Genomic DNA, 15,657 nt, shown 5'->3' with positions numbered 1-15,657 from the left:
TATCTGCATGTGGGAGCAAAATGTGCAAGAGGTTGATATCATTTTCGCATACAGAATTTTAAGTTTGAGTGAAGAATTTTTGCGGGTATATTTAAGTTTATCAAATAGGTTATTGTTATAGTGCTATCACGCATTTGAACATGCTTTTGAAGACATAGATACAGATAGAAATTGAATTGAAAATTTTTTTGTTGTAGTTATTTGTCAAAAGGGGATGGCATTAGAAAGTAAACGGAAAAACAATTTTGATTGACTATTTACACTCAGCTTCCAGAACCTGGAAACAATTGCAAACCGGTCGGTTTATCCTCTAAAGGACGTATAATAGTAGGTGTTACAGGTTTCTTTTGCTCAAAAATAGCAGCAAGTGCTTGGTCTAAAGTTTTTGCCATCACAATCTGATTATTGTAAGCAACAACTACTCTGATTAAAGTAGGTAAACTATTTTTTTCCGCTTCTAAATATAGTGGTTCAACATAGAGCAGCGATCGCTCAATCGGAATTACCAACAAATTCCCTTGAATAACTTTTGAACCCTGATGGTTCCATAAAGAAATCTGCTGAGAAATTGCTGGATCTTGATTGATCAAAGCCTCAATCTGTTCAGTTCCATAGATCAACTGCTGCTTAGGAAACTCATATAACAGCAACTTACCGTATTCTTGCCCATCAGAACGTGCAGCTAACCAAGCAATTAAGTTAGCCCGCTGTACAGGCTTAAATGGTAGTAATAAAATGAATTCTTCTGACTGTGTGTTTGGTAGTTTCATAATCAGGTAGTAAGGTTTTACCTGTTGTGGTTTAGTGCCATAAATCTCGTTAGAAACTTCCCACAAGTCTTCTCTGTTATAAAAAACTTGTGGTTCAGTCATATGGTAGGTTAGTAATCTCTCAGATTGAATCTCAAATAGCTCCTGTGGATAGCGAATATGGCTCTGGAGCGCAAAGGGCATTAATGATAAAGGTTTGATTAATTTAGGAAAAATTTCTGTTAAAGTATTGATGATGGGGTCTTGAGGATCGGCAGCATAAAAATTAACAGTCCCATTGTATGCATCAATGACAACTTTCACCGAATTGCGGATGTAATTAAATTGATTTTTTCCTGGATCTGAATAGGGGTAGTGATTGCTGGTGGTGTAAGCGTCAATTACCCAGTAAAGATAAGTCTTTTCCTGTTTGAGATTGCTTCCCCCTGCATCTGCAACTACCAAATAAGGGTCACTATCGTAGCGTAAAAAAGGAGCGATCGCTCTTACCCGTTCTAAAATGTTACGTCGAAATAGTAGTTTAGTTTGCGATGTAAAATTCTGAGTTAGCAACATTTGCCAATCTTTAAGATACTGAGCAAACAGTACACGCTTCCATAAAGGACTAATTTCTATTCCACCGCTACCGTCGTATACGTTATAGACGTTATCATTGCCGCTAGGATAGTCCAACTCTTGCGTTTTTGTCCCAGTCATTACATAGGTGTTAGTATTTTCGCCATAATAGATTCGGGGTTGCCCAATTGGAAGACTGGCGCGGATTGCTTCATTTGCTATTTGCAAAGATCCTTCTTGTTTTATGCGCCGATCACCAATATCCTTAACGTAGTAATCAGGTAATCCACCAGAACCAACGATATTTACAGGACTGAGCGTAAATCCATAGCCGTGAGTATATATAAGATGTTCGTTTACCCAAGTTTGAGCTTGCTTAGGAACAATGCTGTAATCTAACTCCCTTGCTGCTATGATGGTTTGTTGCTTTTCACTCTCACCTAATTTCCCTTGTTCTTTTTGTGTCCTGAAGGTGTATCGGTCAATGTCAGCATCAGGGAATTTATAGTAAGATCGGATTTGTTGCAATTGGCGATTAGTCTCTAAAAGCGGTTGTTTATCCCATAAACGTATATTACGAATTGTCAGGTTATTTTGTTGTAAGTCAGATGCTGTTAACTGACCCTGTGGATCAAAGGTTTTTGTCTCGATTTGATTTAGGTTAAACGCTTGTCGTGTTAGTGCAATGGTACGCTCAATATAAGGTCGCTCGCGAGACAGTTCATTTGGTTGTACGATAAGTTTTTGCACAGCAGCAGGTAAGATATCACCAGAAATAACTGCAACTGTTATATAGAATCCCACCACGTAGATCAGTTGGCGTGGATAACTGATACCTTTAAAACTTGCTTTTACACCTTTGGATAAAACAATTATTCGGAGTATCGGATATATTGCGATCGCCACTGCCAAAAGGCTTAAGCCAGTATAAATTGGCAGTTGTACGTTAACAGCAGTATAGCTAGCACCGTAGTTAACACCAACGGTAGCATACAAAAGTTGGTAACGTGCGATTTTATAATGCAGCGCGATCGCCAACATAAATAAGCTACCCAAAGCACTTAAATGGATTCTTTGCCCTACAGAAAAGCCTGGAAATCTACCTTCACTTAGACTATTGGCTGAGCGTAAATAAATTAACGCTACAGATGTCATACCATACAGGAAGAGTCCGATTAACCAAAGTTCCAATAGCTCCCAAAACGTTAACCGAAAAACATAGAAGCTAATATCCTGGTTAAATAGTGGTTCAGTGCGGTTAAAACTGGTAGCGTGGAAAAACTCTAAAACCACTAACCAGTTCTCAGATATTAGAAACCCTAATAGCAAACTTATTACTAGTGCGATCGCTCTTAACAAAAACTGAGGATTAATAAAAATTCCGGTAGTTAATGCAAATAGTAAACCTAACTCTACAACCGGGATGGGAATTTGCTTTAAATTTATGAACTCCAAAACATGTAACCAGGGTGGTACATGTAGGAAAACGGTAAGCAAAGTAAGATTTATATGCCAAAAGCTTAAGGCTTTTTGAGCATAGTAAATTAATATTGCTCCAGCCAAGATAGTCAGTGCAAGCACGATTGGTAGAAGCCAGTGCAACCTTAGTCCAGAATTAAGACGTTGAGATATCCTCTGAGAATTTGTTGACAATAAAAGTTTTCCAAATCTTTCCCCTGTTGTTTCCTTTGTCTTCAAGCGAGAGGCTATAGATAAATTACCTAGTAGAAAAGCAGATGAAGTAAAAAAGGCGATCAGCCATAAACTCACCTGCGTTTTCAAGCGCAATAAAAATTCTGCTAAATATCCAACTTCACGAAACCAGAAAATGTCTGCTGCTAGGTGCGAGGCTAGATCAAACAAAGACCAAAATCCTAACAGCAGTATAATAAGTCGAGAAATTCGTGAAAAAATCTTATCATCCATCTGATTCTCAAATAGAAGATTGAAAAGTTTGTAGTTGCGCTTTAGCGCACTAAAGTGCAACTACAAACTAATGATGTGTTCAGCTGTTTATAAGCTATTGAGCATTTAATTTGTATATGGAACGCGGGCAAGATGCCCGCACTACAATAATTGTACATTTTCTTCTTGGCGCTCAGAATGTCGGAAGCAGTTGAGCGACGTTCTAATTCAGTGTTCACTCCATGCAGGATACTCATACAAAACTAAATCAGATTTTCAAGTCTCTTGTGTGAAAATTAATCTATGTATTTTGGGAGTTGCAAGATGGCTTGGGTTGCAGGTGATCAATTGCAAGGTGGTAAATACACAATTGAAAAGGAGCTAGGAAGGGGACGCTTTGGCATCACCTATTTGGTTTAGCGTTAGACTTTGACCATATCTTAACGACAAACCGGACTAAAGAAACTGCTGAGGGCTTTACACCACCTGAGATTTATTCTAAAAATGCCAAAACAGGAGCATATAGCGATGTTTATTCTTTGGCAGCAACTCTGTATGTACTTGTAACGGGAAAAACACCAGTTAGTGCATTGAAACGCAAGATAGACAATGCTCGTTTAGTAGCTCCCAAAGAAGTTAATTCTCAAATTAGCGATCGCACAAACCGAGCAATTTTCACTGGTATGAAGTTAGAACCCAGACAGCGATCGCAGTCGATGAGAGAATGGCTTGATTCTTTAGGGTTGACTACCAACACTCCTCAACCTCAGCAAGCTGTAGTAGTACCAGACACCAAATTAAACCAACTGATATGAAAGCGTTTCACATCTTCTGGGGTTAATTTCCCTTTTATATCTTTATAAAGATAAAATGTGTAATTATGAGTTATACTTTTTCGGGTTAGGAAAAGTTTATGAAGTTTAGCGTGACGCTTGATCGTGATGAATATGGAATTTGGATTGTCGAGTGTCCGAGTATCCCGGGCTGTGTAAGTCAGGGTGAAACACGACAGCAAGCTCTCGAAAATATTAAGGATGCAATAATAGGTTGTCTAAAGGTTCGTGCAGAACGCGGTATGCCAATACTATGCTGAGAATCGCTAATTACTACTACTTTATAGCAATTAGCAATTCCCAGCGCTGAAATTAACTATATTGCTCTTCTACGTCTAAATTAAACAACGTTTGCAGAGTCTCCATACAACTGCGTCTTGTTTCTAGATCTTGCTGCGATCGCAATTGCACCATTGGTTCATGTAAAATTTTGTTAACGATTCCTTTTGTAAGGGCTTCGATCACTTCTTGATGTTTGTCACCGAATTCAGAACCCAATCTCGACAAAGCTTTTTCTAATTCTTGTTCGCGAATGGTTTCCATTTTATTTCGCAGACAGCTAATAGTGGAGACAGTTTCAAGCGATCGCCACCAAATATCAAAAGATGAAACTTCCTCTTCTAAAAGTGCTTGAGCTTCTTGCGCCATCTTGCGGCGGCTTTCGTGGTTTTGTGCTACTACTGCCTTCAAGTCATCCACATTAAACGCCTGCACATTTGACAGTTCATTCACATCGGAATGAACGTTGCGTGGTACAGAAATATCAAACAGCATCAAAGGTTTGGTAGGTTCCAAAATTATTTCTAATTTGGCACGGTCAATAATTGGTTCTGTAGCAGAAGTACTAGTAAATACTAAATCACTCTCGCTAATTACTGACATAATTTCCGAGAGCGGATGAATTTGGATTGAGTTTTCAGGGAATTGCCTTGCCAATTCTTCTGCACGCCCCATAGATCGATTTAAAATCCGAATTCGTGCCGCACCTTTAGAAATTAGGTGCTGTACCAGCAAGCGTGACATTTTTCCAGCACCAAGAATTGTCACTCTGCAAGCAGCTAAATTTTGGGCTTTCATTTGCGCTAACTCTACTGCTGCTGAACTAATAGAGACTGCTCCAGTGCCAATACTAGTTTCAGTACGAACTCGCTTACCAGCTGTAATTGCTTGCTTAAATAATTTATTCAAAATTGTTTTGATACCATTATATTGCTGTCCCAGTTTATGAGTATTCTTGACCTGAGACAGAATTTGACCTTCTCCAAGTACCAAACTATCCAAACCAGCTGATACCCGCATTAAGTGCATGACTGCGTCTTGATGTAGCAACATAAACAAATGTTGCCGCAAAGACGAAATTGGCAATTTACTATACTCTGCTAGAAAATGAGTGACTTCTCGAATACCTTGTTCCGTCTCATGAGCAACGATGTAAATTTCTAGACGGTTACAAGTACTAAGTATTGCAGCTTCTGTAATATGTGGATAACTGACTAACTGAGCGATCGCGCTTTCGGTTAGTGGTTCTGGAATGCTTAGCTTTTCTCGGACTTCTACGGGAGCCGTTTTATGGCTTAACCCGACTACTGCTATATTCATTTTCTAAAAAGAATTTGCTAATTGGTAGTTGTGAAACCAGGGCTTGAAGCATCTGGCATCATAAAGAAATCGTAACAATATGAGGGAGGTGAGGGAGATCAACTTCCCCATCTCCCCCATCATCCCTAAGTTCTCGACTTTGAGGATAGGGCATAGTAAATAAATCATTTACACTGCCCCTAAATCTATTGCCTAACGCAAATGCAAGACCTTGGGTTGATCAAACATATGGACTGTGTCGACAAATCGGGCTGTTTGTGACTGGCTGGAAATAACTAAGCTTTGAGTTCTTGCGCCTCCAGGGAAGAAACGAACTCCGTCCATTAAAGTTCCAGGAGTAATACCACAAGCTGCAAATAGCACCGTATTGCCGGACGCTAATTCATTAGCATTGTAGCTTCGATCTGGGTCTGTAATACCCATTTCTTTAAGTCTTGCTATATTGCCTTCTTTACTTTCGCCAATTAAACCTGTTTTCACGACTTCTGGATCGTAAATCAATTGCCCTTGGAAATGCCCTCCTAAGCAGCGTAAAGCAGCCGCTGAGATAACGCCTTCAGGTGCAGCACCAATACCCATTAAGGCATGAATATTCGTACCTTGGAAAGCACAGGAGATTGCCGCCGAAACATCACCATCGCTGATCAGTCTTACTCTGGCACCTGCTTGACGAATTTCAGCAATAAGTTCTTTGTGACGGGGACGATCCATCACCACTACCACCAATTCTTCCACAGCACGATTTAAGCACTCGGATAGAATTTTTAGGTTTTCGGTAGCACTCTTGTTGATATCAACATGACCACGTGCTGGTGCTGGTGCTGCTAACTTTTTCATGTAAAAGTCTGGTGCAGCAAATAAACCACCTTTCTCAGAAATTGCCAACACTGCCATTGAACCGTTTTGACCGTACGCTACAAGGTTAGTACCTTCGCAAGGGTCAACAGCGATATCAATTTCGACGAGTTCATCTGGGTTACAGAAGGTTTTGGCATCTTCACGGGTACAAATGCCAACTTCTTCCCCGATATAGAGCATAGGAGCTTCGTCCCGCTCACCTTCGCCGATTACAATGCGACCACGCATATAAATTTTATTCATTCGTTCCCGCATGGCTTCTACAGCCACTTGGTCAGCGATGTTTTTTTCGCCTTTACCCATCCAACGGGAGGAGGCGATCGCCGCTTGTTCAACTACCTCAATGATTTCTAGCCCTAATGTATTTTCCACAAACTCTGCCCTTTCAGTTGCTTAATTTTGCGTCGTTTCATCTGCTCTTTCAGTTTTAAAGTCTACCAAAGGGCGGATACTTATGGCTAAAAGTATCATGTACCGTCTGTGTTAAGTTTTGCTTCTAACTAGTTTTATACGTGTCAATTATGGCACATTTTTTTCTCGATAAAAACCGTACATACCCTAGATAAACCTTATAAGCGATATGCTAAACTTTCTCAATCCTCTTCTAGGTCGCCATCCAGAGCGCATCAAAGCCAACGTGGAAATCTATACCTGGCAAACTTGCCCTTACTGCATCAGAGCCAAAATGCTTTTGTGGTGGAAAGGCGTAAACTTCACCGAATACAAAATCGACGGTAACAATATAGCCCGAGACAAAATGGCGGAACGTGCTAACGGACGCCGCACAGTACCACAAATTTTCGTCAATCAACAGCATATTGGCGGTTGTGATGACCTTTACAATTTAGACTCTCAAAATAGACTGGACACCCTTCTTAACCAGCAACCCCTTTAGGGGCTAGAGTATCGGTACTGGGATGATTTTACTAGCTGTACTAGTACAGCGCGGCGTAAATAAGCATACCATTCAAAATCTCTGAAAAGCCTATGCTGTATTCCTAACAGAATTTTGAATGAGCGAATTCCGCCTTGCGGTACTAGCTGAGCTTTCCCTTACGGTAGCGATGCTGATCACATCCAGCAATGACGAGGATCATATACCGACTACGGTGATCAATGTCATTGTGAATCTTTATTTAAGGCAACTTTAGCATTCTTTTGTTTAAACGGAAAAATGATCGGGAGTATGCTCAAATTATTGATTGCTTCTCTCATAGTACTTAGAAACCTTCTAATACACAAGCATTACGTTGGAATACTTGATGCAAACAGCACGAGAAAACGCCAAATTCTTCGCCGATCTGTTAGTTAGTTTTTGTCTTGGTGAAAAGATGCTCTCGAGTGAAAGCATATAGAGCCGGTGAACATCGATTACGCAGCTAAAAAAGGAGAAAATCGTGGACAAGAATTGGTGCAAACGCTACGCTCGATTGCGTCAAGAAAAAGTTTATAAAATAGTGAAAGTGCGCACAAAAAGAACCAGAAACACTGCTAATCGACTTTATGAATGTAAAGAGCAAGAAGACCAAGAAACTGTTTCTAAATCTCAAAGTAATACCAAGGATTTTGTTAGTGGAATTAACCGCTTTTACATCAGAATAGCCGGCAATTTCTATATTTTTTGTGACTTTTTTAATCTAGACCCAACTGACTATAAATCAGAGGATAAATTTCTTCAATTTCAGGAGTTTATCAAAACCATAAACAACTTTACTTTAGAAGAATTGGAGAATATGATTCAGGCTGGATGGAGACTATTGGACGATAATTGACAAGTCGGGAAATCCGCAAGGGAGCGCTGCCTTACCAGCGCACTGGCTCCTCCTGAGTTCTGAACGCTAGATGCTCCAATGAGGGCATTGCCGCCCACCGCACTGACTCCTGCTGCTATAAAATGTCACTTGAATATTCAGAATACCTTAAAGATCGAGAATGGATAAGCCACTCTTTAAAATTGGCGCAAGCAGCAGGTGAGCAAGGAGAGATTCCTGTAGGTGCTGTTGTTGTTAATTTATCCGGAAATTTGATTGCAGAGGGTGAAAATAGAAAAGAGAGAGACCAAGATCCTACTGCTCATGCGGAAATTGTTGCTATACGGAAAGCTGCTAACATACTAGGAACTTGGCGTTTAAATGAATGCACTCTTTATGTCACTTTAGAACCTTGTCCAATGTGCGCGGGTGCTATTGTGCAGGCACGTATAAAACGATTAGTCTATGGAGTGGACGATCCAAAAACTGGCGCAATTCGTACCGTTAGCAACATACCTGATAGTGCTGCTTCTAATCACCGCTTACTTGTGCTTGGAGGTATTATGGAGTCTGCATGTCGAGAACAAATAAGGGCTTGGTTTGCGAATCGACGAAATAGAACTATCTAACGGACAGAGAGAAAACTGTCCATAGTATGTGACACAATTTTAGGAAGAAATTTAGGGTGGATCTACAGGAATCTAATTACATCTCACTTAACATAGTTTAGTAGCCGTCGTGATAACTTCGCCACTCTCTTCCTCTAACATTCATCACAAAACTCAAAACGATACATTAGCAAAAGCTAACAAAACCCCTAGAAGCTCAGCGGTTTCTCCCTGGTTCAGTCCTTTAGCGTATTTCTTGGGGCGTCGTTTTCTTCTACCATTCTTTTTTGGGCACATAGAAGTTACTGGACAAGAAAATCTACCCACAACTGGTCCTGTTATTCTAGCGCCCACCCACCGCTCCCGTTGGGACGCATTAGTTGTACCCTATGCTGCTGGGCGCTGCGTGACAGGTAGAGATTTACAATTCATGGTCACTATTGATGAGTGCCAAGGTTTACAAGGTTGGTTAATCCGACAAATGGGAGGTTTTCCTGTTGATCCTAAACATCCATCCATCAACACTCTGCGTCATGCAGTTAAGATACTTCACGATCGCGAAATGTTAGTCATTTTTCCCGAAGGTGGTATCCATAAAGGTAAACTTCACCCATTAAAACCAGGTATTGCGCGCTTGGCTTTGAGTGCTGAATCGAGTTATCCAGATCTGGGCGTTAAGATCGTGCCCATAGGTATCAATTACAGTCAACCTTATCCTAGCTGGGGTACGGATGTTAATATTCACATCGGAACACCTATTAAAGTCTCAGATTATGCTAGTGGTTGCTTAAAACAAGATGCTCAAAGACTGACGACTGATTTAGCAAAGGGACTCCAAAAATTAAGTCATCATGAGTCAGAGATACTTAACAATCGTAGTTTACAATCGTCTAGCTTTAGACATGGAATCAGGACGTAGAGGCGTTGGGTTTTAGATCTGTGATTTTTGTAACTGCAAGATAAGCATGGGAACCTGATTTGGTTGATTTTCTGTCTAGAGAGGAAGAACTTAGTGTATATTTCTACTTTGTTAAACAACAAAACAGAGTTAAGATACCTGAAGTTTCTATACTCCGTTGTGTTGAGTTGTCGCACACATTTATCCCATGAACCTTGCTGCAACTGTTCCCTTAATTCGCTTCATTTCTATCTCAGTCATAGTAGCTCTTAGTCTGCTATCTTCTGTCCATGCTCAGGAGGTGCGCAAGCTACCAAGTAATTCAATTCCACAACCTATTGACCCCAATGCTCCAAATAATCTCCGTCCGTCAGGAGAAAGTAGTGGAATTTTAAGTGTTGATAGTGGGAAACGCCTCATGGCTGACGCAAATAATGCAGTTGCTTCTCAAAACTATGCTGCAGCAGCTAAGAAACTCCAAGAAGCCCGTCAGGTTTTTAATCAGTTGTCTAATTTTTATGAGCAGCTAAACGCCAGCTTCTCTGGAATAGACAACAGAGTGGCTGATTCTCAAAGAAAAAAGGCTCTGGATGCTGCTCAAATGCGTGACGAAGCAACCTATCAATTAGCATTGGTTCACCGCGCGCAAAACCAACCGGAATTAGCTGTACCCTTGTTAGTACAAATTATTAAGAGCCAAAACCCAACACGGGAATTGGGCAAAAAAGCTTATCAGCAGTTGTTAGAGTTAGGTTTTGTTGATGCACCGTTTAATCCTGGTGGCATCAATAGCTCTGCTCCGCCTTCTAAGAAAAAATAAAGTACATAAATCTGGTGTAAAATCTATCCACTATCAGGGTTTAAATCCCTGATAGAAATTGGAATACAATAGGAAATAAGAAGTTTTTTAGGAAGTGCGATGATTAGTCCGCAGCAGGTTGAGACAATGATCCGGGCGGAACTGCCAGACGCCCAAGTTCAGGTGCAAGACTTGACTGGTGGCGGTGACCACTATCAAGTTACAGTAGTCTCATCGCAGTTTGAAGGCAAGGGACTAGTCCAGCAGCACCAGTTAATATATGGTGCATTGCGACAAGCTATGGCTACTGAGGCTATCCATGCCTTAGCACTAAAAACATATACTCCTGAAGTTTGGCAAAGTAGTCAAGAGTCAAAAAGATAACTGACTATTGACTAATTATTCAATTTAAAGTAGGAACTTAAAGGCTCATGACTCCAGAACTTAAAGAGCGAATCGACAATTTAGTAAAAGCTAACAAAATCTTGGTTTTTATGAAGGGAACCAAGTTAATGCCTCAATGTGGTTTCTCCAATAACGTTGTGCAAATCCTTAATACGTTAGGTGTTCCCTTTGAAACGGTGAATGTTCTAGACGATCAAGAAATCCGCCAAGGAATCAAAGAATATTCCAATTGGCCGACGATTCCTCAAGTGTATATTGATGGTAAATTCGTGGGTGGTTCTGATATTTTGATCGATATGTATCAAAAAGGGGAACTGCAACAAACTGTCACAATTGCCTTAGCTTCGTAAGATTAATGTTAATGCCTCCTTTTGGGGAGGCATTTTTGCTTAATGGCTTGCTTGTGACATTCTTGCTACCATTAACGATTTTAAGCGTTCAATCGATTCTTGGGTGGCTTTCGTTGTTTCCCACGCTGGACGTGATTGCAAGCGATAGCGAAGCGCTGCCGCCTGAAGGCGGATCGCTCCATTTACTCAGTTTAGGATAATCGTTTAAAGGTACTCCCGCTTGTACCAACCAAGGTATTATAGTACCTGCTACAGGTTCCGCAAGAGTTATATTTTCGCTACCACAGATGCTTACAATTTAATCAAATAGGAACCTATGCTAAAACTTTACAGTTCTCCTCGGTCAGGAAACTGCTACAAGGTAAGGTTGATGTTATCTCTTTTAGAAAAAGAGTATCAGACTATAGCAGTCAACTTGCAAGCAGGTGAACATAAAACGCCTGAATTTCTACAGATTAATCCATTTGGACAAATCCCTGTTCTTGAGGATGGTGAGCAGGTTATTTGGGATTCTCAAGCGATTCTTGTTTACCTAGCACGTCGTTATGGAGGTGAGGACTGGTTACCAACAGAAGCAGGAGCAATGAGTCAAGTCTTGAAATGGTTATCTGTTGCAGCTAAAGAAATCCAAAATAGTTTTATGGCAGCTAGGGCATATTTCCTTCTAAATAAGCCTCTAGATATCTCCCTAGCACAGCAAACAGCACACGAAGTTCTCAAAGTGATGGAAGCTCACTTGGGCGATCGCCTATGGCTAGAGGTTGATCGCCCGACAATTGCTGACATAGCCTGCTTTCCTTATATTGCACTTGCTTCTGAAGGTAAGATTGCTTTACAAGCTTACCCAAATGTAGTTGCTTGGATTGAACGAGTTAAACAACTGCCAAATTACGTTAATCTACCAGGTTCCTAAACACGTTTTGCCGAAAGCTATTACAACAAAATCCCCTCAGCCAGTTTGGAAAGACCAAAATATCTCTGGGGGGATAATTTTTGTAAATAAACGTTTTTAAAGTTTTACACAGATAGAGCGTTGACTTGACTAAATAGTATGCTATTATTGTCTCCGTTAGTTGACATTGCTAATGGATTACTCCAGCGTAAACACGTATGAAGCATCAGGGCTTAAGCTTATTAAGCTACTCATCCAACAATTGGAGTCAGTAGGCCTTAATAACCGGTGCCTCAAGAAGCAAGTCCCTTATTCCTGATAATAACTATAGCATCAATGACGCTAACGGTGCCCATCCTAAAAAATCGGAGGATGGGGTTATCCTTAACTAGTTAACCTTTTTTAGGGATTAATAGTAGTCTGGCTGTGGTTGCGTCATCGCAAAGTTTGATGCATCGTACAAGTAGCGGGTGACTTCCTCCTCTAAGCGATGTATTAAAAAAGGTTCGATAGCACTACTGTGTCGCAGGGCAGCTAAATAGCCGTCCAAATACATCCGCATATCATCAGTGCGATAACCACGATTCCATAACTCGACGAGGGCGTCAGTTATTCTTTGGTAATAGCGGATGGTTTGTGTGTCTTGGAGCATAACTGCTTGAGAAAACTGTTTGGAATGAGAATTGTAAATTATTCAAACTGAAAAAGGAAGTATTACTCTTACATTGACATTAACTCAAAACAAATATCTCTCCTTTGGGAAATACCAAAAGCAGCTACAATCTATATCGATTGTATCGAAAAAATGGTGGTTGTGATAAACCGACAGCTATGATTATAAATATCTCTGATAAAAGGAAAATTGTCCAGAGAGAGTAGGGGATTTCTTCATGGGCTTACGAACCTTGTTGGATCTTCCATCAGAAAACCACTTTAGAAAGCAAATAGCTTGTTAAGTAAGAATTTTATGGCAAATAGCGACCTTTTTAATAGCACTGTAAACATTGCCTACAATGTCTCCATGACAACAAGAATTTTTAAAAAAACATAACAAAAATTTAATAATAGTACTAAACTGGCCTCACAAAGGCATTAGTTATACTACTTAACTGTTTTAGAATCACAAAATCTCCAGAATCTCTTAATAGAGGTAGCAAGAGTTACAAAACCTTAGACATAGGTTTTGTTACCTTGGAAGTTATGCACGCGAAGGAATGTTGTCACCGTGGGTTCAGTTTGTATAGAAATTGTTGAGGGCAATTCCCATCTCAGATCTTTGCTAGGCTGGCACTTGCAACAACTAGACTATCGAGTGTGTCAAGCAGCAAGCATCTATCAAGCAAGGGAACTTTTTTTAAGCAATCAACCAACACTAGTTATTCTCGACGCCGATCTGCCTGACGGTGACGGTATTGAGTTTTGTCACTGGTTGCATCGTCAACAGCAGCCTTTAATCTTAATGCTATCAGCTCGTAGTAATGAAGCTGATGTGGTTACAGGTTTGAAGGCAGGAGCAGATGATTATCTCAGCAAACCTTTTGGGATGCAAGAGTTCCTTGCTCGAATAGAGGCGCTTATCCGCCGTAAACGTACACCTGTTGCACCGGCATATCTAGATTATGGCGCTTTGCAAATCGATTTAGTCCAGCGTCGAGTCCGTTTTCAAGGAGAGTTCATCGACTTAACGCCACAAGAATTTAGTTTGCTCTATGTTTTGGCGCAAGCTGCCGGAACACCTTTGTCTAGATCAGAATTATTACGCCGTGCATGGCCTGATGTGATCGATAATCCACGTACTATAGATACACACGTTTTATCACTGCGGAAAAAAGTTGAACTTGATCCTAGACAACCTAGCTTAATTCAAACTATACGCAACGTAGGATATAGGTTTAATATTGAGATTTTGAGTGCTAATGTCCCCCAGTCACAAGCAAAACTAGCCCCCAAAGAACGGTTCATTAATCAACGTCCAACGGCTAGTGGTCAAAGGTAATCCCTAACCCTCAACAAAATCTAAAATCCAAAATCATCTTGTGCTTGCATTAAATTTTCTTGTAAGTCCCTCCAGTCTATAAGTGAAGCTGTTTGGTTTCTTAACAAACGACCTTGTTGTAGATGTAACACTCGTGTGCAAAACATTTTGACTATTTCTATTTGGTGATTTACCATAAGAATCGTCATTTGATGACTTTGAGCAAGTTGATTTAAGATCTGTATTACATGGGAAGCTGTACTGAGATCTAGAGCAGAAGTTGGTTCGTCTAGTAATAGAATTTTCGGTTGGATAACTAAAGCGCGCGCGATCGCCACCAATTGTCGTTGTCCCACCGAAAGTTGTACTTCCGTTCGCTCTAACCAATCATTAGGAATATGTAACTGTTCTATCCAATCGCTCAAACGTTGCTGAATTGTTTGTTTAGGTAAACCACGTAAAACCAGTGGATAAGCCAGCGCTTCTTTAACTGTCATTCCCAACAACTTAGACTCTTGGAGTACCAGTATCACGCTAGCGCGTAGCTGTAAAACTGGGATCTGAGTATATTCTTGATTTTCTAAATAAATTTTGCCGCTACTCGGTTCACTTAGGCGGTTTAGAAGACGTAGTAGCTGGGTTTTACCTGCACCAGTTGCTCCAACAATTGCAATGCGATCGCCTTGAAATACCTCAAAAGAAATATCTTCCAATATTGGGTGCCCTTGGAAATTGTCTTTTGCTTGAGTGTTCAGCTTTGTGAATAAATTAACTTGCTCTAGCCGTAATTGAGATTGTGGAGTTATATTTTCTAAATTCAACGCACTATTCCTTTCTCAGTTATCAGTCATCAGTTATCAGTCATCAGTTGTTACAGCCCTCATAACGTTTGATAACTGTTTACTGTGCACTGATAACTGAAAAGATTGTCCACGCATCAACTAAGAGTAATAGCAACGTGAATGCTAATAAAATAAAGTACATCCAAGGCTGAGCCAATAAGTAAACCTCTGTCGTATCAATTCCCGTTTTAGCCTGTACTTGCCTTAGAAGTTGTGTAAAGCCTGCCACACGCATCGGGAGTAAATAAGCTTTACCATTATTGCTAAGAAAATAGTAAACCAAACCTCCTTGACCAGTAGTGCGAGGTTTTAACTCTTGTACCTCTGTCCAAGATAATGACCAACCCTTCCGAAAAAATTGTGGTACCCACTTGGGGTAAGCGACTTGAATTCCTTGGTCATCTAATACTACGCGTTCACTTAACGCCGCGTATAAAGCAACTAAACCTATGCCAATACCCACCCATAGCAATGTTGGTGGTATGGGTGCATCTGTTAAATCAGATAAAAAAGGCAGCGGAACCGTAAGCGATATATATAGACTTAACAGTGTAATCCTAACCAAAGGAGACAGAGGAAAAACAGACGGTGATGCCATTTTTAATTTCGATTATAAA

17 protein-coding genes are annotated in these 15,657 nt (G+C 40.4%); 11 read left to right on the top strand and 6 right to left on the bottom strand.

The genetic code is table 11. From position 1 onward, the window contains the following. Nucleotides 1–263 precede the first annotated feature (263 nt). Complete coding sequence (locus tag G4P69_RS18375; protein WP_208343440.1) at nt 264–3,251, bottom strand: UPF0182 family protein; 2,988 nt, start codon at nt 3,249–3,251, stop codon at nt 264–266. A gap of 518 nt (nt 3,252–3,769) precedes the next feature. Between G4P69_RS18375 and G4P69_RS39305 the strand changes: the two genes are divergently transcribed. Together G4P69_RS39305 and G4P69_RS18365 are read left to right on the top strand one after the other, a co-directional pair. Further along, entirely contained in the window at nt 3,770–4,045 is a 276-nt protein-coding gene (locus tag G4P69_RS39305; protein WP_243902507.1) for a protein kinase family protein, read from the top strand. A gap of 98 nt (nt 4,046–4,143) precedes the next feature. Further along, a complete protein-coding gene (locus G4P69_RS18365) occupies nt 4,144–4,323 on the top strand; it encodes a type II toxin-antitoxin system HicB family antitoxin (protein ID WP_208343438.1) in 180 nt (59 codons plus the stop codon). A 52-nt stretch (nt 4,324–4,375) separates the two neighbouring features. Here G4P69_RS18365 and G4P69_RS18360 read toward each other — a convergent pair whose 3' ends face one another. Continuing rightward, nucleotides 4,376–5,662, bottom strand: coding sequence for a glutamyl-tRNA reductase (locus tag G4P69_RS18360; protein WP_208343436.1), 1,287 nt, complete (start codon nt 5,660–5,662; stop codon nt 4,376–4,378). Nucleotides 5,663–5,854: 192 nt separating this feature from the next. Beyond that, on the bottom strand, nt 5,855–6,892 hold the full coding sequence (gene glpX, locus G4P69_RS18355) for a class II fructose-bisphosphatase (RefSeq protein ID WP_208343434.1): 1,038 nt from the start codon (nt 6,890–6,892) through the stop codon (nt 5,855–5,857). A 208-nt stretch (nt 6,893–7,100) separates the two neighbouring features. On the opposite strand from glpX, the gene grxC reads away from it, so the two are divergent. The 8 genes from grxC (at nt 7,101) to G4P69_RS18315 (ending at nt 12,244) form a co-directional block, all read left to right on the top strand. Continuing rightward, nucleotides 7,101–7,415 (top strand): glutaredoxin 3, encoded by a 315-nt coding sequence (gene grxC, locus G4P69_RS18350; RefSeq protein ID WP_208343426.1) that lies wholly within the window; start codon nt 7,101–7,103, stop codon nt 7,413–7,415. 502 nt (nt 7,416–7,917) lie between these two features. After that, nucleotides 7,918–8,292 carry a hypothetical protein gene (locus G4P69_RS18345; RefSeq protein WP_208343424.1) on the top strand — a complete coding sequence of 125 codons (375 nt, stop codon included), beginning with the start codon at nt 7,918–7,920 and terminating at the stop codon, nt 8,290–8,292. Nucleotides 8,293–8,414: 122 nt separating this feature from the next. Beyond that, on the top strand, nt 8,415–8,900 hold the full coding sequence (gene tadA / locus G4P69_RS18340; protein ID WP_208343422.1) for a tRNA adenosine(34) deaminase TadA: 486 nt from the start codon (nt 8,415–8,417) through the stop codon (nt 8,898–8,900). Nucleotides 8,901–9,039: 139 nt separating this feature from the next. Continuing rightward, nucleotides 9,040–9,798 carry a lysophospholipid acyltransferase family protein gene (locus G4P69_RS18335; RefSeq protein ID WP_310833664.1) on the top strand — a complete coding sequence of 253 codons (759 nt, stop codon included), beginning with the start codon at nt 9,040–9,042 and terminating at the stop codon, nt 9,796–9,798. Between the two features lie 187 nt (nt 9,799–9,985). Next, on the top strand, nt 9,986–10,597 hold the full coding sequence (locus G4P69_RS18330; protein WP_208343421.1) for a hypothetical protein: 612 nt from the start codon (nt 9,986–9,988) through the stop codon (nt 10,595–10,597). A gap of 99 nt (nt 10,598–10,696) precedes the next feature. After that, a complete protein-coding gene (locus G4P69_RS18325; protein WP_208343419.1) occupies nt 10,697–10,960 on the top strand; it encodes a BolA family protein in 264 nt (87 codons plus the stop codon). Nucleotides 10,961–11,007: 47 nt separating this feature from the next. Beyond that, on the top strand, nt 11,008–11,331 hold the full coding sequence (grxD, locus tag G4P69_RS18320; RefSeq protein WP_208343417.1) for a Grx4 family monothiol glutaredoxin: 324 nt from the start codon (nt 11,008–11,010) through the stop codon (nt 11,329–11,331). Between the two features lie 316 nt (nt 11,332–11,647). Next, complete coding sequence (locus G4P69_RS18315) at nt 11,648–12,244, top strand: glutathione S-transferase family protein (protein WP_208343415.1); 597 nt, start codon at nt 11,648–11,650, stop codon at nt 12,242–12,244. 388 nt (nt 12,245–12,632) lie between these two features. Here the strand turns inward: G4P69_RS18315 and G4P69_RS18310 are convergent, their stop codons facing one another. Beyond that, nucleotides 12,633–12,875, bottom strand: coding sequence for a DUF6761 family protein (locus G4P69_RS18310; RefSeq protein ID WP_208343413.1), 243 nt, complete (start codon nt 12,873–12,875; stop codon nt 12,633–12,635). A gap of 573 nt (nt 12,876–13,448) precedes the next feature. On the opposite strand from G4P69_RS18310, the gene G4P69_RS18305 reads away from it, so the two are divergent. Then, nucleotides 13,449–14,219 (top strand): response regulator transcription factor, encoded by a 771-nt coding sequence (locus tag G4P69_RS18305; RefSeq protein WP_208350812.1) that lies wholly within the window; start codon nt 13,449–13,451, stop codon nt 14,217–14,219. A gap of 20 nt (nt 14,220–14,239) precedes the next feature. On the opposite strand, the gene G4P69_RS18300 is transcribed toward G4P69_RS18305, so the two are convergent. Together G4P69_RS18300 and G4P69_RS18295 are read right to left on the bottom strand one after the other, a co-directional pair. Further along, on the bottom strand, nt 14,240–15,019 hold the full coding sequence (locus tag G4P69_RS18300; protein ID WP_208350810.1) for an ABC transporter ATP-binding protein: 780 nt from the start codon (nt 15,017–15,019) through the stop codon (nt 14,240–14,242). A gap of 79 nt (nt 15,020–15,098) precedes the next feature. Next, a complete protein-coding gene (locus tag G4P69_RS18295) occupies nt 15,099–15,638 on the bottom strand; it encodes a hypothetical protein (RefSeq protein WP_208350807.1) in 540 nt (179 codons plus the stop codon). Between the last annotated feature and the right edge of the window lie 19 nt (nt 15,639–15,657).

This window comes from Aetokthonos hydrillicola CCALA 1050 (genome assembly GCF_017591665.1).
Taxonomy (GTDB): domain Bacteria; phylum Cyanobacteriota; class Cyanobacteriia; order Cyanobacteriales; family Nostocaceae; genus Aetokthonos; species Aetokthonos hydrillicola.
The sequence above is the reverse complement of the archived record's forward strand: the minus strand, read 5'-3'. Positions and strand labels throughout refer to the sequence as shown.